Source organism: Micromonospora sediminimaris (assembly GCF_016863575.1).
GTDB classification, from domain to species: domain Bacteria; phylum Actinomycetota; class Actinomycetes; order Mycobacteriales; family Micromonosporaceae; genus Micromonospora; species Micromonospora sediminimaris.
In genome coordinates this window covers 20055-39982 of sequence record NZ_BOPD01000020.1, presented here as the reverse complement: position 1 = coordinate 39982, position 19928 = coordinate 20055, and the positions used below count along the sequence as shown (strand labels likewise).

Genomic DNA, 19928 nt, shown 5'->3' with positions numbered 1-19928 from the left:
AAAACTGGATCTCGTCACCTACGCTGACCCGACCTCACCGCGCAACCGGTACCGACGAGCGAGAGGATCACGTGGCCGAGGGAACGGACGACCGGGCGCTGCCGGCGACGGAGGAGCTGATCCTGGCCCGGCGGGCCCTGGATTCCGGCGAGCTGACGCATGCCGCCGACCACGTCGCGGCGGCGCTGGCCCGGGCACCGACGCTGCCCGAGGTGCACGAGACCCTCGCCCGGCTGGCGGCCGCCAGCGGCGACGGCGGGATCGACCTGTTCCCGTTGCAGCACCACACCTTCGTCGGCGCCGTGGTCGCCCGGGCGCACCTGCTCGCCGCGGCCGGTCGCCCGGCCGACGGTCTTGATCTGCTGGTCGCCGCCACCGCGCACGCACCCGGCGCGGACTGGGCCGGGGTCCCCTGGGTCACCTCGCCCGAGTTGGCCGAGCGACTCGGACCCGAGCAGGCGGCCCGGGTACTTATGCAGGTCTGCGCCGCCATTCCCGATCCGGTTCCGCCACCGAACCGGAGTGCTCTCACGCCGTACCTCACGCTCGCCCGCAACGCGATCACCGTCCATCCGGAGCATGCCCTGCTGCTGGGCACGGCGTCCGCGCTCGCCCGGCGGGTGGAGGAGGTTCCGCTCGCGGTCCGCTGGGCCAGCCGGGGCGTACGCGCGGCACCGTCGAAGATGGGCGAGGTGTGGCTCGGGTACGCGCTGCGCAGCGCCGGCCGGACCCGGGAGGCGCTCGCCGCGCTCCGCCGCGCCGTCGAGCACGACCCGGACGACCTGGCGGTGTACGCCGACATCGCCGGCACCCTGGCCGACCACGGCCGGCTGGAGGAGGCGCTGGGCTGGATCGAGCGTGCCCTGGCCCGCAACCCGTCCTTCGACTGCGCGGTGCACACCGCGCACCGCCTGCGCTTCCAACGCGACGGTGCGGTGCGTCACCTGGTGGCGCTGGCGGACTTCACCCGCGACCATCCGGACGACTCGCACGAGCACGGCGACCTGGCCGAATGCTGTCGCGGCCGCCCCTGGCTGGGTCAGCTGACGCCGGCTGCGCCGGCCGGCGGGATGAGCGGGCAACCCGGCACCGGAAACGACGGATCGCAGCCGGCAGCGCGCCCCACGCCACCTCCGCCGTCGGCGGAGGCCGCCCGCCGCCTACGTGAACTCGCCCACCCGGCCTGGCCGCATCCGCCGGCGGCCTACGACGCGGCCGTCGGCCTGGCCACGCTCGATCTGGCCGACCTGCTCGGCCTGCTGGCCCATCCACCGGAGACCCCGCAGACCGCGCTGGGGCGGGTGCTCTCCGGCCAGGACCCGGCGCTGTGGTTGCGCTGCGTGCAGGTCTGGACCTGCCTCGGTCTGCTGCACCACCGCACCGACGAGCCGTGGGCGGATTCGACCCGGCGGCGGGTACTTGTGGAGTTGGCGCGCGACGTGCCAGAGGTCGCCGAGGCGGCCCTGTTCGCCCTGGTCACCGCCGCCTGGGTCGATCCGTCGGTCCGCCGGGACGTGGCCGAACTGGTCGCCGAGCGGCTGGCGGCGGCCCGGCGCCATCAGTTGCCCAACGCGGCCTCCCTGGCACACCTGGCGTTGGCCACGCCGGACCTCGACCCGGAGACCACCGCCACCGCGCGGACGCTGGCCGGGGTGAGCACCGGCCAGCGTCGCGGCGCGCTGCGTACCCTGCTGCGTCGTCTCCTGCCCCCGTGGCGGACACGCCCGCACGGCACGCCCTGAGCTGCCTGGGGGACCTCAGACGGCCGGTGACCGGGCCAGGTCGGCCTCGGCCTGCTCCTGGCCGCTGCTGTCCGGCTCCGGCTCGTTGCTCGTGCGCAACGGGATCTCCCGGATGAACCAGGCCAGCACCGGTACCACGACGGCGAAGAGCACCGCCCAGAGGAACACGTGCGAGATCGCGTCGGCGAGCCCACCGAGCACCAGCTCGCGGGCCTGCGCCGGCAGTTCCCGCAGTTGTTCGATGTTCATCGCCGCGCCGGCCTCACCGCCGCCGCTGAACGCGCCGCCGGCAGCCGAGCCGGCCAGCCGGTTGGCGAAGATGGCACCGAACAACGAGATACCGAAGGACCCGCCGATGGACCGGAAGAAGGTGGCCGCCCCGCTCGCCGCCCCCAAGTCCTTCTGGGCGACGCTGTTCTGCGCGATCAGCATGGAGGTCTGCATGAGGAAGCCCATGCCGGCACCGAGCACGAGCATGTAGAGCGACGACTGGAACTTGCTGGTGTCCACGTCGAGCAGGCTCAGCAGGGCGAGCCCGACCGTCATCACCCCGCCGCCGACGATCGGGAAGATCCGGTACCGGCCGGTCCGGGTGATCGCCCGGCCGACGACCAGCGACACCAGCAGCATGCCGAACATCAACGGCAGCAGCAGCAGGCCGGAGTTGGTGGCCGACGCGCCCTGCACGGTCTGCTGGTAGAGCGGCAGGAAGTTCATCGCGCCGAACATCGCGAAGCCGAGCAGGAAGCCGATCACCGAGATGAGGGCGAAGTTCCGGTTGGCGAAGAGCCGCAGCGGCAGGATCGGCTCGGGGACCCGACGCTCGACGAACCCGAACACCACGAGCGCCGCGACGGCCAGTGCGGCGAGACCGAGGATCTGCGGGGAGGCCCAGGCGTACTCGTTGCCGCCCCATGTGGTGATCAACACGATCCCGGTGATACCGACCGACAGCAGGGCGGCGCCGAGCCAGTCGATGCGGTGCTCGGTGCGGTACTTGGGCAGGTGCATCGTTGCGATCAGCAGCACCAGCGCCACCCCGCCCAGCGGCAGATTGACGTAGAACGCCCAGCGCCAGGAGAGGTGATCGGTGATGAAGCCGCCGACAAGCGGGCCGGCGACCATCGCGATCGCCATGATCCCGGCGATCATGCCCTGGTAGCGGCCACGCTCGCGGGGCGGCACCAGGTCGCCGATGATCGCCATGACGCCGACCATCAGGCCACCGGCACCCAGACCCTGAACGGCCCGGAAGGCGATCAACTGGACCATGCCGTCGTCGGGACCGCCGAGGAAGCCCGAGCCGGCCATGCCGCACAGCGCGGAGCCGACGAGAAAGATCACCACAGCGGTGAGGAACACCGACTTGCGGCCGTACAGGTCGCCGAGCTTGCCCCAGATTGGGGTGGAGACGGTGGTCCCCAGCACGTACGCGGTCACCACCCAGGTGAAGTGGTTGAGCCCACCGAACTCGCCCACGATTCGCGGCAGCGCGGTGCTGACGATCATGTTGTCGAGCATCGCCAGCATCATGGCGATCATCAGACCGAAAAGCACGACCCGGACATTGGGTCGCACGGCAGCCTGGTTCTGCTGGGCCATCGGTAAGCTCTCCCCCCGAGATGCGGCGCACTTACTTGCCGCCCGGCTAGTCACCTTACTAGCCGGACGGTAAGTTGGACAGGCAACGACGGTCAACCGGATTGGCAGGTACGGGTGAGTCAGAGCACAGGCGGCACCCGGGAGCGGATCAAGGCCGTCGCGCTGGAGCTCTTCACGGAGCAGGGCTACGAGGCGACCTCCCTGCGTGAGGTGGCCGAGCGCCTCGGGGTGACCAAGGCGGCGCTCTACTACCACTTCAAGAGCAAGGACGAGATCGTCACCAGCGTGGTGGAGGACCGGCTGGAGCGGATGGACGCCCTGATCGCCTGGGCCGAGACCCAGCCGGCCACGCTGGCCACCCGACAGGCCGTCATCGAGCGGTACGCCGACGCCATGTTCAGCGGCGAGCAGCCCTCGGTGATGCGGTTCTTCGAGCAGAACCAGACCGCGTTGAAGAGTCTCTCCGCCGGCCGGGAGCTGCGCGGCCGGATGTTCCGGCTGGCCACCGCGCTCTGCCAGGGCGACGACTCCCCCGGCGCCCAGCTCCGTGCCGTGCTGGCCCTGTTCGCCGTGCACAGCAGCTGGTTCGCCGTACGCACGCCGGACATCACCGACGCCGAGCGCAAGCGAGTGGCCCTGGAGGTCGCCGACGAACTACTCGCCGCAATCACCGCACCCCCCAACCCACCAACCCCCACCCACCCCCACGTCGACCATGAGGTCAGCAGCTAAGTTGATCTATGAGTCTGCCGCCGACCTCAGGGGGAGTCGGAGGGCTAGCAGGTTCACGCCGGGGAAGGGGCTCCAGTCCCGCTCGGGCTGGCGGACGAAGCCACGCCTGCGGTAGAGCCGGTGGGCCGGCTCGGCAAGGCCCTCGCGTACGCAGATGGTCACCGCGGTGCAGCCCAGCTCGATCGCCCGTGCCACGCACGCCTCCACCAGCGCGGCGCCGGCTCCCCGTCCCTGCGCGCTCGGGTCCACCGCCAGCATCCGGAACTCCGCCTCCCCCGGGCCGCACATCTCGGCGTACCGGGTGCCGGGCAGCACGAAGGTGACCGAGCCGAGCAGGTGCCCGGTCGCCGGCTCCACGGCCACCAGCACGTCACCGTGCTCCGCCCGGACGGACACGTCGGCCAGCACGTCGGCGTAGCCGGTCTCCCCCTTGAGCTGCCCGTCCGCCTCGTACGCGGCGACGGTGAGTCGGGCGACCGCAGCGAAATCGGCCGGCTCGATCAGGCGGATCAGCGGGTCGCTCAACCGATCACCGCGATCAGGTCACCGTCCTGCACCACGTCGCCCTCGTTCACCGCGAGCTGCTGCACGACACCGTCGGACTCGGCGATCACCGGGATCTCCATCTTCATCGACTCCAGGATCACCAGGGTGTCCCCCTCGGACACGGTGTCCCCGGCCGATGCGACGACCTTCCAGACGTTCGCCACCATCTCGGCGCGGATCTCCTCGGCCATCTCCCGGCCCCTTCCTCGCGGCTCCTGCGACGTATCCAATCATGAGCGGGCGGCGGGTGGGCGCGGTGCGGCCCCGGGAGCAGCCCACTCGCACCGCCGGCACTAGCATCAACGGGTCGGGATCCGACGCCGGCACGGGCGCCAGCGCCTCGCTGACGGGTTACGTACCCTGCCTGATCCGGCCATCACGAGGAGGTCACCATGGCGAAGAAGGCCCGTAAGAAGAAGGCCCGCAAGAAGAGCGCCGCGAACCACGGCAAGCGCCCCAACTCCTGAGCCGGCGGGCGGCTGCCCGCCGCGATCGGACGACGGACACAGCGGTGCCCGGGTCGGAATCGACCCGGGCACCGGCGCTTGTCAGTCGGCCAGTTCGCGCGACTCGCTGGTCTCGAAGACGACGAGTTCGCTGATCCGTACCCGGAGTCGTTCGCGCAGTTCGTCCGGCGCGGACTCGTTGCCGCAGCAGCGGGCCACCAGCGCCTTGACCTCCTGCTCGATGCCGTACTCGCGCAGGCAGGGACCACACTCGTCGAGATGGTGCCGGATCAGCGTCCGCCGTTCCTCCGCGCACTCCAGGTCGAGGTAGAGGTAGACCTCGGCGAGCACCTCACGGCAGTCCGTCTCGTGCGGATCTCCACAGCTCACGTCACACCTCCCGGCCGGTGGCGGCGGTCGAGCTCCGGGCCGGCTGGGCCGCGGAGAAACCCCGCTCCGCGGCGTACCCCTCAAGCAGCTTGCGCAGATTACGACGCCCACGGTGCAACCGCGACATCACGGTGCCGATCGGCGTGCCCATGATGTCGGCGACCTCCTTGTAGGAGAAGCCCTCGACATCGGTGAGATAGACCGCCAGCCGGAACTCCTCCGGCAGTTGCTGGAGGGCCTCCTTGATGTCGCTGTCCGGCAGCCGGTCCAACGCCTCGGTCTCGGCGGACCGCAGCCCGCTGGAGGTGTGCGACTCCGCCTCGGCCAGCTGCCAGTCGGTGATCTCGTCGGTGGGCGCCTGCACCGGTTGGCGCTGCCGCTTGCGGTACGAGTTGATGTAGGTGTTGGTCAGGATCCGGTAGAGCCAGGCCTTCAGGTTCGTGCCCTGCTCGAACTGGTGGAAGGCGGCATACGCCTTCAGGTAGGTCTCCTGGACCAGATCCTCGGCATCCGCCGGGTTACGCGTCATCCGCAGGCCGGCCGCGTACAGCTGATCGACGAATGGCATCGCGTCCCGTTCGAACCGGGCCCTGCGCTCGTCCGTCTTCTCCGTGGTCAACCGCACATCCCCTCGGGTTGGATGCTTCCCCGCCGAGGATACGCGCACCGACCTCCCGGAAGATTCGGTTCCGACGGGTGTGCCCGTCGCCACCTCGGCCGGTGGCACCGCCGCCGGCCACTTCGGGCCGGCCAGCAGCTGCCTGAGCTGCCGTGCCTCCCGCTCGTCGTGTTCCCGGCTCCGGATCTCGGTCGGCACCGGTCACCCCCTCGCACAGTGGTTGTCCGAGGTGTTCAACACCCGCCGTGGGGCGGGACATTCCGGCTCGGCCCGGGCGTTCCTGGTCCCCGCCCCGGCGGTGCGACCGTGGCTGGGACCAGGAAGGGCCTGGGAGCCCGGTGTCGCCGCCCGGACGGGCGCTGGGACACCATCGGGTGCAACGAAGCGGCGCGGCCGGCGGACACGGCACCCGGGGCACGGTGCCCGGCGGCGACCCGCCTGCCTCAGGCTGCCGCCCAGCCGTGCTCGCGCAGCCAGTCCAGCGCCAGAGCGGCCGTACCGACCGGGTCGCCCCGCAGGTCGTGCCGCTCCCCAGGTCGGACCGTGACCCGTATCCCCGGGCCCGGCTCCGGCACACCGAACGGATCCCGGTCCCCGTTCACCACCAGGGTCGGCACACCGGTCACCAGCTCACCTGCCCGGCTCCGCTCCGGTCGACCGGGCGGATGCAGCGGGAAAGCGAGTGCCACCACCCCGGCAGCGCCCACCGCGGTCGCCGTCCGGCAGGCCACCCGAGCGCCGCTGGAGCGGCCACCGACCACCAGCGGTACGCCCGGATGCCGCTGCCGCAGCACCGTCAACACGGCGGACCAGGCCTCGTCGAGGTGCCCGGCCGGGGCCGGCGCACGGCGGCCGGCGACCCGGTACGGCTGGGTCACCCGCACCACGACCAGCCCGGTGGTCACCGCCGCGTCGCGCAGGGCGATCAGATCCGGGGCGTCGACGCCGCCGCCGGCCCCGTGCCCCAGCACCAGCAGGGCTCGGGGCGGGCCGGACGGCTGATCGGTGTCTACCCGAGCGGGGCCGCGCGGGGTTTCGAGGACGTTGTCGGGCACCGTCCCATTGAACCCTTTTCGACCTGGCCCGGGCCCCGTCGGTCAGCTCAACGGCACCAGGGTGAGCAGCCGGTCGCGTACCGGCGGACCCGGCTCACCGGCGGCATCTGGATCGGGTTGCACCTCGCTGCGCCAGGCGACAAGCATCGCCCGCCGTTCCCGCGGGGTGGTGCCACCCCAGACACCGTGGCAGTCGCCGACCTCCAGCGCCCACGCCAGGCAGGAGCCCTGCACGTCGCAGCTGCGGCACAGGGCCACCGCCGCGTCGGCCGGTTCGTTCGGCGCCGGAAAGAACGTTTCCGGGTCGACGCTCTGACAGGTGCCTCTGGTACGCCAGGCTTCGTCCTGTCGCCGCTCACGCAACGCCCGCAACAGTCGCGGATCACGTCGCGCGGCGGCCACCTCGTGCGGACGGGGCATACGCGCCCGTGTCATCCACCCACCTCCCCCGTGGGACCAGCAATATCGATGGAGATCGTTCACCCAACGCGAACGACACCCACCACCGGCGCTGTGTTGTATCGCATTTGCGCGCACGGGTACAAGACTTCGCCGGGAAGTTGGCAGAACGTGCGCGTCACCTTTCACCCGCAACCGCGGCAAATCACTCCCGACAATGTGCCGGGCGGGATCAGAAGAGCGTCGTCTCCGTCGACTCGGCGGGACGGGTCAGCGGCACCCGGGCGGTCAGCCCCGGACCGTCGTTGCGCACATCGCCCACGGCCCGCCCCACCGGCCGCACCTCCAACCGGGCCAGCCAGTCCACCGGCGGCGGTACGAGCAGCTCGGCCTGGTCCTCACCACCGCCCAGCCAGGTCGCCCAGCGCCCGGGTGGCAGCAGCAGGGGCATCCGGTCGTGCACCTCGGCCAGTTCGCCGAGCGCCGCGGTGGTCAGCACGCTGAAGGTCAGCAGCGTCGCGTCCGGGCCGTCCCAGCGCGACCAGATGCCGGCGAAGGCGAGCACCGAGCCGTCGCGTGGGGTCATGTAGTACGGCTGCTTCGCGCCGCCGGCCAGCCGCACCCACTCGTACCAGCCGTCCGCGGGAATCAGGCACCGACGGCGGGCGAAGGCCGGAGCGTACGCCCGGCTGGTGGCGACCGTCTCGGCACGCGCGTTGATCATGCGGGCCGCACCGGCCGGCGAGCGGGACCACGGTGGCACCAGACCCCAGCGGCCCAGCGAGAGCGCCCGGTGCCCCTCGGCGCTGACCCGGACCAGCGGCACTCGATCGGTGGGCGCCACGTTGTGGTCGGCGACCAGCCCGTCGCCGGTCTCGTCGACGGCCTCGAACAGGCCGCTCAGGTCACCGGCGCTCCGGGTCGTGGCGTACCTACCGCACATGTCGCTCACGCTAGCGCGCGGCACACAGAGCGGCTGTCCCGTTCCCCGGGAGTGGCCGGTGACCGTAGCGGCCACCGGGCCACGGCACGGCAGAATGTACCTGTGGGGAATGTGACCGCGACCCGGCCGCTACAGCCGTGGACCGCACCGACGGCCAGTGACCCGGTGTCGGCGTCGCTGCGCCTGCCCGGCTCCAAGTCGATGACCAACCGGGCTCTGGTACTCAGCGCGTTGGCCGCCGGGCCCTCGACCCTGTCCCTGCCGTTGCGGGCCCGGGACACCGAGCTGATGGCCGCCGCGCTGCGGGCGATGGGTGCCCACGTCTCGATCGCCGACGACGACCGCTGGCTGGTCCGGCCGCACCGGTTGTTCGGCCCGGCCCAGGTCGACGTGGGGCTCGCCGGCACGATCATGCGCTTCGTGCCACCGGTGGCGGGGCTGGCCGACGGGCAGGTCACCCTCGACGGTGACCCCTCCGCCCGCACCCGCCCGCTCGGCCCGCTGATCGAGGCGCTGCGCTCGCTCGGCGTACGCGTCGACACCCCCGCCTCGGGCAGCCTGCCACTGGTGGTGCTGGGCACCGGTCGGGTGACCGGCGGCGAGGTCGTGATCGACGCCTCGGCCTCCAGCCAGCTGGTCTCCGGTCTGCTGCTCGCCGCCCCACGCTTCGACCGGGGGCTGGTGGTCCGGCACGTCGGGCCGCCGGTGCCCTCCGCACCGCACCTGCGGATGACCGTGCAGATGCTGCGCGCCGCCGGCGCCGCGGTCGACGACAGCACCCCCGACGTCTGGGCGGTCGAGCCCGGGCCGCTTACCGGTCGCAGCTGGGAGATCGAGCCGGATCTCTCCGGTGCGGTGCCGTTCTTCGCCGCCGCCCTGGTCACCGGCGGCGAGGTGACCCTGCGCGGCTGGCCGGCGCGGGGCAGCGCCCAGCCGGTGGAGCGACTGCGCTCACTGTTGCAGCAGATGGGGGCGGAGGTCGCGCTCACCACCGAGGGGTTGACGGTGCGCGGCACCGGCCCGGTGAAGGGGTTGCACGCCAACCTGTCCGACGTCAGCGAACTGACCCCGGCGCTGACCGCGCTGGCCATGCTCGCCGACTCGCCCTCGGTGTTCACCGGAGTCAGTCACATCCGGGGCCACGAGACGGACCGGCTGGCCGCGCTGAACCGGGAGTTCACCGGGCTCGGCGCGGACATCACCGAGTCGGCCGACGGCTTGGAGATCCGGCCCCGGCCGCTGCACGGTGGCGTGTTCCGCACCTACCATGATCACCGGATGGCACACGCGGCGGCGGTGGCCGGGCTGGTGGTGCCGGGCGTCGAGTTGGACGACGTGTCGTGCACCTCGAAGACCATGCCCGAGTTCCCGGCACTATGGTCGGCACTGGTGACCGGCAAGAGCTGAGCGGAAGAAGGGGCGGCCCTGGCGACCAGGCGGCGGGAGTACGACGAGGACGACGTCCGGGTCCGGCCCGGCAGGTCCTCCCGCCCGCGTACCCGGACCCGGCCCCGGCACGCCGACGCCAAGGACGGTTTCGTCATCGCGGTCGACCGCGGACGGTACACCTGCGTCCTGCCCGGTGCCGGGCCGGACGACCCCACCGTCACCGCGATGCGGGCCCGCGAGCTGGGCCGTAAGTCCGTCGTGGTCGGCGACCGGGTCGGGCTGGTCGGCGACACCTCCGGTTCGTCCGGTGCGCTGGCCCGCATCGTGCGGATCGAAGCGCGCCGGTCCGTGCTGCGACGCACCGCCGAGGACGACGCCAGCACCGCCGAGGGGCGGCTGGAACGGGTCGTCGTCGCCAACGCCGACCAGCTCGTCATCGTCAGCGCGCTGGCCGACCCGCCGCCGCGTACCGGCTTCATCGACCGCTGCCTGGTCGCCGCGTACGACGCGGACATCGAACCGCTGCTCTGCCTGACCAAGGCGGACCTGGCCGGGCCGGAGAAGGTGCTCGACTACTACACCGAACTCGAACTGCCGTACCTGCTCATCCGGCCGGACTCCCCACTGGACGCGCTGCGCAGCCTGCTGACCGGCCGGGTCTCGGTGCTCGTCGGTCACTCCGGGGTGGGCAAGTCGACGCTTGTCAACCGACTGGTGCCGGAGGCCGAACGGGCGGTCGGCACGGTAAGCGCGATCGGCCGGGGGCGGCACACCTCGACCAGCGCGGTGGCACTGCGGCTGCCCGCGCCACCCGACGCGCAGCAGGATCCGGGCTGGATCGTGGACACCCCGGGGGTACGCAGCTTCGGGCTCGCCCACGTCTCGGCGGAGAGCCTGCTGCACGGCTTTCCGGATCTGGTCGAAGCCACCGCCGACTGCCCGGCGAACTGCCCACACACCGCCGACGAGGCCGACTGCGCACTCGACGGCTGGGTGGCGGCGGGGCGGGCCGACCCGCGCCGGTTGGCCTCGTACCGCCGGTTGCTGGCCTCCCGGGCCGGGGAGACCGATTCCCGGACCGAGCCCGACCCGCACGGGCGCCCGGAGTGACCCTGGCGGGACGACCCGCCGACGTCGCGGTGCTGACGGTAGCGCCACCGACGTGGGCGTCGCCGGCCCCCGGCCATGTGCCGGTGGCGGCGTCGCTACCGTGTCCCGCATGACCGGGTACGCCGCTGACCTGACCCTCGCCCACCGGCTCGCCGACGCCGCCGACGCCCTGTCGACGGCCCGGTTCCGCGCCCTGGACCTGCGGGTCGAATCGAAGCCCGACCTGACCCCGGTCTCCGACGCGGACACCGCCGTGGAACGGGAGATCCGGGCCCTGCTGGCCGAGCACCGGCCCGACGACGGGCTGCTCGGCGAGGAGTACGGCGCGACACCCGCCGCCGGCACCCGCCAGTGGGTGGTGGACCCGATCGACGGCACCAAGAACTTCGTCCGGGGCGTACCGATCTGGGCCACGCTGATCGCCCTGCTGGAGGACGGCCGCCCGGTCGCCGGGCTGGTCTCCGCGCCGGCCCTGGGGCGCCGCTGGTGGGCGGCGCAGGGCACCGGGGCGTACGCGGGCCCGGACGCCGCCCACGGAACGCCCATCCGGGTTTCCGGGGTGACCCGGTTGGCCGACGCCAGCCTCTGCTACTCCTCGCTGGAGGGCTGGGAGAAGGCCGGCCGGCTCGACGCGGTGCTGCAACTGATGCGGGACACCTGGCGCAGCCGGGCCTACGGCGACTTCTACGGTTACATGCTGTTGGCCGAGGGCGCACTGGACGTGATGATCGAGCCCGAGTTGTCCCTCTGGGACGTGGCCGCGCTGGTACCCATCGTGACCGAAGCGGGCGGCACGATCACCGATCTGGCCGGCCGTCCGGCCCCGGCAGGCGGCGACAACAGCACTCTGGCCAGCAACGGCGCGCTGCATCCCGACATCCTTCACCGGCTCGGTAGCCCGCCGCGCATTGACGCCCGGTAACCTCTATCCTCGCCAGGTGGCTACCTCCGGTTGGTGTTTCCTGGCGGCGATGATCGTCGCGTACGGCGTCGCCAACCTGTTGCAGTCGGTCGCCGCCGCCCGCACCACGGTGCATCACACCTTCGATCCCGGGTTGCTGCTGCGCCTGGCCGGACACCGCACCTATCTGGTCGGGCTGGCCTGCCAGGTCGCCGGGTTCGTCCTGGCCTTCCTGTCCCGGCGTGACCTGCCGCTGTTCCTGGTGCAGGCGAGCGTGGCCGCCGGGCTCGGCGTCACCGCCCTACTCGGCGTGGTCCTGCTGAAGTGGCGGCTGCCGGTGGCCGAGGTCGCGCTGCTGGTGCTGCTCTTCGCCGGAATCACCGCGCTGGTCCTCTCCGCCCAACCGGCGCCGTCGAAGGCGCTCGGCACCGCCGGCATGCTCGCCCTGCTGGTGGCCCTCGCGGTGATCGCGGTGCTGGGTTTCTTCGCGGTCCGGTTGCACGGCGCGCCGGGCTCGGTGGTGCTCGGCTCACTGGCCGGGCTGGCTTTCTCCGCCGCCGCGGTGGCGGCCCGACCGCTGGCCTCCGCGTCGAGCTGGGACGCGTTTCTCAGCGACCCGCTGCTCTACCTGCTCGTCGGTCATTCCGTGGTCGGCCAGCTGCTGCTCGGACTGGCGATGCAGCGCGGTTCCACCACGGCCGCGGTGGCCGCCATGGACGCGGCCGGCGCCGTGCCCGCCGCCATCGTCGGGTTGCTGCTGCTCAACGACAAGATCTGGCCGGGCCGGGAGTGGCTCGCCGGGATCGGGTTCCTGGTCACCCTCGCCGCGGTCGTCGGGCTCACCCGGTACGCGGAGCCGCAGCATCAGCACGCTGTCACCCGGGCGGTGGTGGGTGTTCCGCCGCCGCTCGTGACGCCGCCCGCGGCCCGTGTCGCAGGCCCGGCCGGCGTCATCGCTGATCCGTTGCCTCAGGCCGCCTCGACCGGCCTGCGTCGGCCCACCACCCGCTCGTAGAGCCGTTCCAGCGCGCTTGCCGTGCGTTCCCAGGTGTAGCTGCACCGCACCCGGTCGACCGCGGCGTGCCCGTACGCGAAGCGGCCGGCGTTGTCGGCGAGCAGCCTACGTAGCGTCATCCCCAGGGTCCGTACGTCACCCGGTGGCACCAGCTTGCCGGTCACCTCGTCGACCACGGCGTCGGCGATGCCACCCATGGCGTAGCCCACCACCGGGACGCCACAGGCCATCGCCTCCAGCGACACCCGCCCCGCCGACGAGTAGTGCGGAGTGCAGGCCACCACGTCGGCCGAGCGGTACCAGGTGGCCATCTGCTCGTGCGGCACCGCGCCGACCAGGTGCACCTGCTCACCGACCCCGACCCGATCGGCCAGTTCCCGCAGCCGACGGGCCTCGGCGTGGTTTGCCAGTCGGTCCGTCGGTGGCCCACCGGCGATCACCAGCTCCGCGTCACCGACCAGGCGCATCGCTCGGATCAGGTCCTCCTGACCGTGGCCGCGCCCGAGCCCGCCCACCGAAAGTATCCGGGGACGCTGCTCACGCGGAGCGGCCTCGCCGTCGGGGTGGAAGCGGTCCGTGTCGACCCCGGTCGGAACCATCGCGACCGACGTGCGTTGCAGGCCCATCCGGGTCAACTCGTCGACCTCGTCGTTGCACTGGGCGACCGCGATGTCCACCGCCCGGGTCAGCGCCCGCTCCAGCGGGATGCGGGTGCCCGGCCCGTCGTACTGGGCGCCGAGGTGACGCAGCTGTTCCATGCCGATCGAGTGGAACGTCTGCACCATCGGGATGTCGGTCTCCCGCACGGCGTGCGCGGCGGCCAGGCCCCCGATCCAGTAGTGGCCGTGCACCACCTCGGGAGCCCAGTCGGCGGACCACCGGTCGGCCAACCATTCACCGAACGCCGCCACGTAGAGCACCAGATCGGCCGTGGGGATCGGCGCGACCGGGCCGACCGGTGCCCGCTCCACGCGGTAGCCGTCCACGATGTCGGTCTCCGTCGCCTCGGGGTCGTCCCGACGGGTGTAGACCCGCACGTCGTGACCCCGCCCGGCCAGTTCGGCCGCGACCCGTGCGATGTGCTGGTAGGTGCCGACGACGGTTCCGTCGCCGGACGGCGGCGCAGCGGCGTGGGCACAGACAAGGCCGACGCGCATGGGTCACCTCCATGCGGATGAGGCGGTGGTCTCCGGTCAGAGCGTCCCATTAACCGGCCTCCGACGAGCCGAAACCTCGCAGATCCGGGGCACGCTCGGCGGCATGACCCGGACACCACGGGGTACCGATGAGGAATGCCCCTCGCCCGAAACCTGGCCGACGCCACCATCGTCATCACTGGCGCGTCCAGTGGCATCGGCACCGCGACCGCGTACGCCCTGGCCCGTCACGGCAGCACCGTGGTGCTGGCCGCGCGCTCCGAGCCGGCCCTGCGGGAGGTGGCCCGGCACTGCCGTGAGCTGGGCGGTCGCACCCTCGTGGTGCCCACCGACGTGACCGACGCGGACGCGATGCGACGGCTCGCCGCGACCGCGGTGGCGGAGTTCGGCCGGATCGATGCCTGGATCAACAACGCCGCGGTCGGCACCATCGGGTTGTTCGACGAGATCCCGGTGGCCGAGTTCCGCCGGGTGCTGGACGTCAACCTGCTCGGCACGGCGAACGGGATCCGGGCTGCGCTGCCGCACCTCACCGCGACCGGTGGCGGCGTCGTGGTCAACAACGCCTCGGTGCTGGCCGAGGTGGCGATGCCGTACCAGTCCCCGTACAACGCCGCCAAACACGCTGTCCGGGGACTGTCCGACACGGTCCGCCAGGAGCTGCGCGTCACCGGCCGGGGGGCCGTCTCGATCTGCACCGTGCTGCCAGCCACCATCGACACTCCGTTCTTCCGGCACGCCGCCAATCACAGCGGCCGTCAGGTTCTGCCGCCGCCGCCGGTCTATCCGCCGGAGGTGGTCGCGGAGACGATCGTCCGGTTGCTGGAGCGGCCCCGCCGGGAGGCGTACGCCGGCGGGGCCGCTCGCCTGGTCGGCATGCAGTGGCGGCTGGTGCCCGCGCTGGCCGAGAGGGTCCTCAGCTGGTACGGGCGGTACACCCAGTTCGGGCCTCTACCGACCGCGGACACCAGCGGTAACGTCTTCCGGGCCGACGCCGCGGCGACTGCGGAGGGCGGCTGGCACGGCCGGCGTCGCCAGCTGGTCCGGATCTCCGCCGCTTTCGGGCTGGCCGCCGCCGGCACCGCCGTCGGCACGGTCGCCGCCCTGGCCCGCCGGATCGCCCGCTGAGCGCGGACGGGCGGCGTGACGGCCCCGGCCGACCAACCGCCCCGCCTGGGCCGGTTACGGCGGGAGGGCAACGGGTAGTGGTCAGTCATGCGCGACGACGAGTACCCGACCCCCGTGTCCGATCCCGAGGCCGACGGCCTGCCCGACACCGCCGACGACGATTCGACGGCCGGGGACGACGTGCTGACCGGACGGGAAGCGGACGGCCCGGCACCGGCTCAGCTGCCCGGTGACCGGACGCCGGTGGCGGTCGACGAGTTCGGCACCACCGCCGAGGAACAGCTCGACGGCGAGTCGTTGGACTACAAGCTGGGCCGGGAACGGTTCGAGCTGCCGGTCGACGACCCGCTGGCCGGACCGGTCGACCCGGACATCGCGGCCGAGGCGGACAGCCGGGAGCAGGCGGCGCAGGCGCAGCTCGACGCCGACGTGATCGATCCGGGCCCCACCTCCGACCCGAAGTCCCCGGTTTCCCTCTACGACCACGACCGGTTGGGCACCAGCGCGGACGCCACCGTCGGCCGGCTGGTCGAACCGGACGAAGGGGCGCACACCGACCAGGAGACCGATTCGATCGCGTACGACGCGGGGGCCGCCGGTGGCGGGGCCAGCGCCGAGGAGCTGGCCGTGCACGAGACCCGGCCGCCGCACTCGGTCTAGTCGTCCAGGCCGCGTTCGATCGCGTACCGGGTCAGCTCCACCCGGTTGTGCAACTGGAGCTTGCCGAGCGTGTTCTGCACGTGGTTCTGCACCGTACGGTGCGACAGCCCGAGCCGCTCGGCGATCTGCCGGTACGACATCCCCTTGGCCACCAGACGCAGCACCTCGGTTTCCCGGTCGGTGAGCCGGGGTGCCGCGTTCCGGGTGGCGGCCGCCGCGTGATCACCCCCGGCGGCCAGTCGGCGGTACTCGCCAAGGACCAGTCCGGCCAGGCCGGGTGTGAAGACCGGATCGCCCGCAGCGGTGCGCCGCACCGCCTCCAGAAACTCCGCCAGCCCGGCGGATTTGAGCAGGTAGCCGGTAGCGCCGGCCTTCACCGCGTCGAGCACGCCCTGCTGCTCACCGCTGGCCGAGAGCATGAGTATCCGCACCGGGGGGTGCGCCGTCCGCAGTCCGTTGATCACCTCGACGCCGGAGATGTCCGGCAGTTGCAGGTCGAGCACCACCACGTCGGGACGGGCCGCGGCGACCACCCGGATCGCCTGGCGGCCCTCACCGCAGCTGGCCACCACCTCGTGGCCCGCCTCGGCCAGGTCACGAGCCACCCCTTCCCGCCACATCGGGTGGTCGTCCACGACCATCACCCGTACGCCGCTCATGACTGCCTCCTCGGCACGGTGAGTTCCACCTCGGTACCGGCACCCGGTGTCGAGCTGATCCGGGCGGTACCGCCCAGGTCGGCCAGCCGCCCCCGGATGGCCTGGGCAACACCCAACCGTCCCTGGGCCGCTGCCTCGTTCAGCCGCTCGGGCGGGAAACCCGGCCCCTCGTCCCGGATCGACACGGTGACCGCCGACCCCTCGTCCTCGACCAGCACCCAGGCTCGACCGCCGCCGTGCCGGGCCGTGTTGTCGAGCGCCGCTGCGACGGCCGCCGCCAGTTCACGGGCCACCGCCGGGGGCAGCGGCACCGGGCCCGCCGGTGCGGACAGCGAAACGGTGGCCGAGGCGTGCCGGCCGAGCAGCGTACGCAGGTCCACCGGTGCGTCGGCGGCACCCGCCGGAAGCGGTCCGGCACCGGAGATCAACGAGCGCAACGCCATCTCCTGCTCCCCGGCCAGCCGGGCCAGTTCGCCGGCCTCCCCGTCGAGGTGGGCACCCCGCCGCTGCACCAGAGCGAGCACCTGGAGCACCGAGTCGTGGATGTCGCGCGCCAGCCGTTCCCGCTCCCGGGTGGCGGCCTCCAACTCGACAGCCCGGTGCAGCCGCTCCCCGGCGGTCACCGTCAGCCGGGCGACGTGCCCGACCACCACGCCGGCGAGCAGCATCAGGATCGCTCCGTTGAACGCGCTCGGGGTGACCATGCCCCTGGTCGCCAGGTCGGTCGCGCCGAGCACCAGCGCCGCGACCGCGCCCCGCCGCCGCCCGCCGCAGACGGCCCAGGCCAGCACCGGCCCACTCAGCCAGGCCACCGGGAGGGTCGGCAGCCCCGCGTCGAGCGCCGACCGGCCCATCACCCACGGGGTGGCCAGCAGGATCGCCACCACCACGCCCAGATCGGCCAGGAGCAGCGGCCAGCCGCGCCGCGCCGGATCCGCGTACCCGATCGCGGTGACGGCCGTCCAGAACGCCATGAACAACACCAGCGCCGTCGCGGCGAGGGGATGGGCGTAGCGGTCCGCGTCGCGGATCAACACCACACAGACGTACGCCAGGGAGGCCACCCGGAAGACCGCGACGGCCCGCCAGAGCGGCACCTCGAAACCACCGGCAGCAGGCACGTGCGCCACGATGCCACAGGCCCTCAGGGCCCCCTGCGGCCAATGCACCTCGACCAACCCTGACGTACGGTGGTAAAAGCCGCGTAAACCTCTGCGATCTCTGTCGGGACGGGGCCATGACGAACGCAGGACCTCCCCCACCGCGTACGGTGGTGCCCATCGAACACGCCCTCCTGATCGCCGATGCCTTCGACCAGGCCCAGGTGACCGAGCTCCGACACTCGGTCGCCGCCTGCGCGCGCACCGCCGGGCTGCGCGACGACCGGCTGGACGACTTCGTGCTCGCCGTCAACGAGCTGATCACCAACGCGGTGCGACACGGCGGCGGACAGGGCTGGCTGCGGCTGTGGAAAGAGCCCGGCCTGCTGTTGTGTGAGGTCGCCGACCACGGTCCCGGCATCAGCACCCAGAATCTCGACAACCGCAGCCGACCCGCGCCGGAGACGGCTGGCGGGTGGGGCCTCTGGCTGGCCCGCGAGCTGACCGACGCGATGGACGTCGAGACCGGATCGGCCGGCACCACGGTACGCATCATCACCGCGACCGTCCCCGCCGAGCAGCACGTCGGCCGCCACCGCAGCGGCGAATAGCGACGACGGACCGGCCCGCCAGTCCTATTGCCGGTCGCTCTTACCAGCGCTCGCCGGTCAGCTTCTCGTAGACGTCCACGTAACGGGCCCGAGTGGCGTCGACCACATCGGCGGGCAACTCCGGAGCCGGGCTCCGCTTGTCCCAGCCGCTACGCGCCGCCCAGTCCCGTACGTACTGCTTGTCGTAGGAGAACTGGGCGCGCCCTGGCTGGTAGGACTCCGCCGGCCAGAACCGGGACGAGTCCGGGGTGAGCAGCTCGTCGCCGAGGACCAGGGTGCCGTCCGGCGCCCAACCAAGCTCGATCTTGGTGTCGGCGACCAGGATGCCCCGGTCGGCCGCCAGTTCGGCGCCCCGGCAGTACACGTCGATGGTCAGCCGCCGCAGCCGGTCGGCGGTCTCCGCGCCAACCTTGTCGACCACCTCGGCGAAGGTCATCGGCTCGTCGTGCTCGCCGACCGGCGCCTTGGTGGACGGGGTGAAGATCGGCTCCGGCAGGATGGACGCCTCGACCAGCCCGCGCGGCAGCTCGACGCCGGAGACCTTCCCGGTGTTCTCGTACTCCTTCAGGCCGCCACCGGTGAGGAAGCCCCGGGCGACGCACTCGACCGGAACCATTTCGAGCCGGCGGCAGCGGATCGCCCGGCCGGCGAATTCCGGCGGCACGTCGGTGGCCGAGATGACGTGGTTGGGTACCAGGTCGGCCAGCTGCTCGAACCACCACAGCGACAACGCGGTGAGCAGCTTGCCCTTGTCCGGAATCGGGGTCGGCAGCACCACGTCGTAGACGGAGACGCGGTCGGAGGCGACCAGGATCAGGTCATCGCCCTCGGCGTAGACGTCCCTCACCTTGCCCGAGTGCAGAAGTTCCACGCGGACAAGTAGACCATGTGCCGGGCGTACCGCCGCTGCCGGTCCACGGCCCGACCGCCAGGGCGCGCACGGCCTCGGTACGCCTGGTCAGCGCCGGCGGCGGGTCATCCGGATCACCAGCAGGACGATCACGGCCACCACCGCCAGGCAGCAGAGCAGACTCAGGAAACCGAAGACGCCGAAACCGCGCCCGCGCCGTCGAGCCGCCTCCACCACCAGTTCGCCGGTTCCGGTCGACGCCCACGCCGCGACCGGAACGAAAACCGTAAGCACGACCGTACCCAGGAGCGTGCCGAGCCGCCCCCACCACCTACCGAAGGAAGACATGCGCCCATCCTCGCCGAGACGCGCAACCTCGGCCGGCCGAACACGCTCGGGTCGACGCCGTGGACAGCCGGACAACGACAGTGGCCCCGGACGGATCCGGGGCCACTTCATCGCAGTAGCGGGGACAGGATTTGAACCTGCGACCTCTGGGTTATGAGCCCAGCGAGCTACCGAGCTGCTCCACCCCGCGTCGGTAGGACCAGCCTACCCCATCCGTAACGGACTCCATCACCAGCCCCACCCGTAACGCCCGGGGGTCGGGGTGCCGCCCCGCTGGACCGCCGCCTGCCCTGGATGAACGAAAGAGGCCCCGGACGGATCCGGGACCTCTTCTCGCAGTAGCGGGGACAGGATTTGAACCTGCGACCTCTGGGTTATGAGCCCAGCGAGCTACCGAGCTGCTCCACCCCGCGTCGGTAGATCCACCGTAGCGCACCACCCCCGCTGCCCGCAAAACGACCCACGGAACGCCCGGTTCCACCGACGCCACACCGCCGATTTCCGGTGGGCGCTCAGCTCAGTCGCC

23 protein-coding genes and 2 tRNA genes are annotated in these 19928 nt (G+C 72.2%); 10 read left to right on the top strand and 15 right to left on the bottom strand.

Annotated features, from left to right (window positions below):
* Positions 1 to 71: 71 nt before the first annotated feature.
* Complete coding sequence (locus tag Vse01_RS17085) at positions 72 to 1742, top strand: tetratricopeptide repeat protein (protein WP_093405225.1); 1671 nt, start codon at positions 72 to 74, stop codon at positions 1740 to 1742.
* A 15-nt stretch (positions 1743 to 1757) separates the two neighbouring features.
* On the opposite strand, the gene Vse01_RS17080 is transcribed toward Vse01_RS17085, so the two are convergent.
* Entirely contained in the window at positions 1758 to 3344 is a 1587-nt protein-coding gene (locus Vse01_RS17080) for an MDR family MFS transporter (RefSeq protein ID WP_093405223.1), read from the bottom strand.
* A gap of 114 nt (positions 3345 to 3458) precedes the next feature.
* Here Vse01_RS17080 and Vse01_RS17075 point away from each other — a divergent pair, with 114 nt between their 5' ends.
* Complete coding sequence (locus tag Vse01_RS17075) at positions 3459 to 4076, top strand: TetR/AcrR family transcriptional regulator (RefSeq protein WP_093405220.1); 618 nt, start codon at positions 3459 to 3461, stop codon at positions 4074 to 4076.
* A 6-nt stretch (positions 4077 to 4082) separates the two neighbouring features.
* On the opposite strand, the gene Vse01_RS17070 is transcribed toward Vse01_RS17075, so the two are convergent.
* Together Vse01_RS17070 and Vse01_RS17065 are read right to left on the bottom strand one after the other, a co-directional pair.
* Positions 4083 to 4601 carry a GNAT family N-acetyltransferase gene (locus Vse01_RS17070; protein ID WP_093405218.1) on the bottom strand — a complete coding sequence of 173 codons (519 nt, stop codon included), beginning with the start codon at positions 4599 to 4601 and terminating at the stop codon, positions 4083 to 4085.
* Positions 4598 to 4813 (bottom strand): biotin/lipoyl-binding carrier protein, encoded by a 216-nt coding sequence (locus Vse01_RS17065; protein ID WP_093405215.1) that lies wholly within the window; start codon positions 4811 to 4813, stop codon positions 4598 to 4600. Before Vse01_RS17065 ends, Vse01_RS17070 begins: the two co-directional genes overlap by 4 nt.
* A 201-nt stretch (positions 4814 to 5014) precedes the next feature.
* Between Vse01_RS17065 and Vse01_RS29805 the strand changes: the two genes are divergently transcribed.
* The gene (locus tag Vse01_RS29805; RefSeq protein ID WP_370461611.1) at positions 5015 to 5089 is read left to right on the top strand and encodes a 50S ribosomal protein bL37; all 75 of its coding nucleotides are present in this window, start codon (positions 5015 to 5017) and stop codon (positions 5087 to 5089) included.
* Between the two features lie 81 nt (positions 5090 to 5170).
* Here Vse01_RS29805 and rsrA read toward each other — a convergent pair whose 3' ends face one another.
* The 5 genes from rsrA to Vse01_RS17040 all read right to left on the bottom strand — a co-directional run bounded on the left by rsrA (position 5171) and on the right by Vse01_RS17040 (position 8474).
* Positions 5171 to 5458: a mycothiol system anti-sigma-R factor gene (rsrA, locus tag Vse01_RS17060; protein WP_093405211.1), complete on the bottom strand. Its 288-nt coding sequence runs from the start codon at positions 5456 to 5458 to the stop codon at positions 5171 to 5173.
* Between the two features lies 1 nt (position 5459).
* The gene (locus tag Vse01_RS17055) at positions 5460 to 6275 is read right to left on the bottom strand and encodes a sigma-70 family RNA polymerase sigma factor (RefSeq protein WP_170863445.1); all 816 of its coding nucleotides are present in this window, start codon (positions 6273 to 6275) and stop codon (positions 5460 to 5462) included.
* Between the two features lie 245 nt (positions 6276 to 6520).
* On the bottom strand, positions 6521 to 7132 hold the full coding sequence (locus tag Vse01_RS17050) for an alpha/beta hydrolase family protein (RefSeq protein ID WP_093405207.1): 612 nt from the start codon (positions 7130 to 7132) through the stop codon (positions 6521 to 6523).
* A gap of 42 nt (positions 7133 to 7174) precedes the next feature.
* Positions 7175 to 7567, bottom strand: coding sequence for a WhiB family transcriptional regulator (locus Vse01_RS17045; protein WP_093405204.1), 393 nt, complete (start codon positions 7565 to 7567; stop codon positions 7175 to 7177).
* 196 nt (positions 7568 to 7763) lie between these two features.
* Complete coding sequence (locus Vse01_RS17040; protein WP_093405202.1) at positions 7764 to 8474, bottom strand: SOS response-associated peptidase; 711 nt, start codon at positions 8472 to 8474, stop codon at positions 7764 to 7766.
* Between the two features lie 102 nt (positions 8475 to 8576).
* Here Vse01_RS17040 and aroA point away from each other — a divergent pair, with 102 nt between their 5' ends.
* From aroA to Vse01_RS17020, 4 genes are all read left to right on the top strand, one after another.
* Positions 8577 to 9881 (top strand): 3-phosphoshikimate 1-carboxyvinyltransferase, encoded by a 1305-nt coding sequence (gene aroA, locus Vse01_RS17035; protein WP_093405199.1) that lies wholly within the window; start codon positions 8577 to 8579, stop codon positions 9879 to 9881.
* A 207-nt stretch (positions 9882 to 10088) separates the two neighbouring features.
* Entirely contained in the window at positions 10089 to 10973 is an 885-nt protein-coding gene (gene rsgA / locus Vse01_RS17030; protein ID WP_093405197.1) for a ribosome small subunit-dependent GTPase A, read from the top strand.
* A gap of 109 nt (positions 10974 to 11082) precedes the next feature.
* A complete protein-coding gene (gene hisN, locus Vse01_RS17025) occupies positions 11083 to 11895 on the top strand; it encodes a histidinol-phosphatase (RefSeq protein ID WP_093405194.1) in 813 nt (270 codons plus the stop codon).
* A 49-nt stretch (positions 11896 to 11944) separates the two neighbouring features.
* On the top strand, positions 11945 to 12889 hold the full coding sequence (locus Vse01_RS17020) for a DMT family transporter (protein WP_170863451.1): 945 nt from the start codon (positions 11945 to 11947) through the stop codon (positions 12887 to 12889).
* On the opposite strand, the gene Vse01_RS17015 is transcribed toward Vse01_RS17020, so the two are convergent.
* Complete coding sequence (locus Vse01_RS17015; protein ID WP_093405189.1) at positions 12844 to 14046, bottom strand: glycosyltransferase; 1203 nt, start codon at positions 14044 to 14046, stop codon at positions 12844 to 12846. The genes Vse01_RS17020 and Vse01_RS17015 overlap by 46 nt on opposite strands.
* 135 nt (positions 14047 to 14181) lie before the next feature.
* On the opposite strand from Vse01_RS17015, the gene Vse01_RS17010 reads away from it, so the two are divergent.
* On the top strand, positions 14182 to 15174 hold the full coding sequence (locus Vse01_RS17010) for an SDR family oxidoreductase (protein ID WP_093405187.1): 993 nt from the start codon (positions 14182 to 14184) through the stop codon (positions 15172 to 15174).
* 87 nt (positions 15175 to 15261) lie between these two features.
* Positions 15262 to 15834 carry a DUF5709 domain-containing protein gene (locus Vse01_RS17005; RefSeq protein WP_093405184.1) on the top strand — a complete coding sequence of 191 codons (573 nt, stop codon included), beginning with the start codon at positions 15262 to 15264 and terminating at the stop codon, positions 15832 to 15834.
* Here Vse01_RS17005 and Vse01_RS17000 read toward each other — a convergent pair.
* Positions 15831 to 16493: a response regulator gene (locus tag Vse01_RS17000; RefSeq protein ID WP_093405181.1), complete on the bottom strand. Its 663-nt coding sequence runs from the start codon at positions 16491 to 16493 to the stop codon at positions 15831 to 15833. The two genes, Vse01_RS17005 and Vse01_RS17000, sit on opposite strands and share 4 nt — an antisense overlap.
* On the bottom strand, positions 16490 to 17614 hold the full coding sequence (gene macS / locus Vse01_RS16995) for a MacS family sensor histidine kinase (protein ID WP_170863444.1): 1125 nt from the start codon (positions 17612 to 17614) through the stop codon (positions 16490 to 16492). Before macS ends, Vse01_RS17000 begins: the two co-directional genes overlap by 4 nt.
* 116 nt (positions 17615 to 17730) lie before the next feature.
* Between macS and Vse01_RS16990 the strand changes: the two genes are divergently transcribed.
* Positions 17731 to 18204: an ATP-binding protein gene (locus tag Vse01_RS16990; RefSeq protein WP_093405178.1), complete on the top strand. Its 474-nt coding sequence runs from the start codon at positions 17731 to 17733 to the stop codon at positions 18202 to 18204.
* A gap of 40 nt (positions 18205 to 18244) precedes the next feature.
* Here Vse01_RS16990 and Vse01_RS16985 read toward each other — a convergent pair whose 3' ends face one another.
* The 4 genes from Vse01_RS16985 to Vse01_RS16970 form a co-directional block, all read right to left on the bottom strand.
* Positions 18245 to 19075 carry a phosphoribosylaminoimidazolesuccinocarboxamide synthase gene (locus Vse01_RS16985; protein WP_093405176.1) on the bottom strand — a complete coding sequence of 277 codons (831 nt, stop codon included), beginning with the start codon at positions 19073 to 19075 and terminating at the stop codon, positions 18245 to 18247.
* Positions 19076 to 19162: 87 nt separating this feature from the next.
* Entirely contained in the window at positions 19163 to 19402 is a 240-nt protein-coding gene (locus Vse01_RS16980) for a hypothetical protein (RefSeq protein ID WP_139233146.1), read from the bottom strand.
* 116 nt (positions 19403 to 19518) lie between these two features.
* A tRNA-Met gene (locus tag Vse01_RS16975) sits at positions 19519 to 19592 on the bottom strand.
* A gap of 149 nt (positions 19593 to 19741) precedes the next feature.
* A tRNA-Met gene (locus Vse01_RS16970) sits at positions 19742 to 19815 on the bottom strand.
* Between the last annotated feature and the right edge of the window lie 113 nt (positions 19816 to 19928).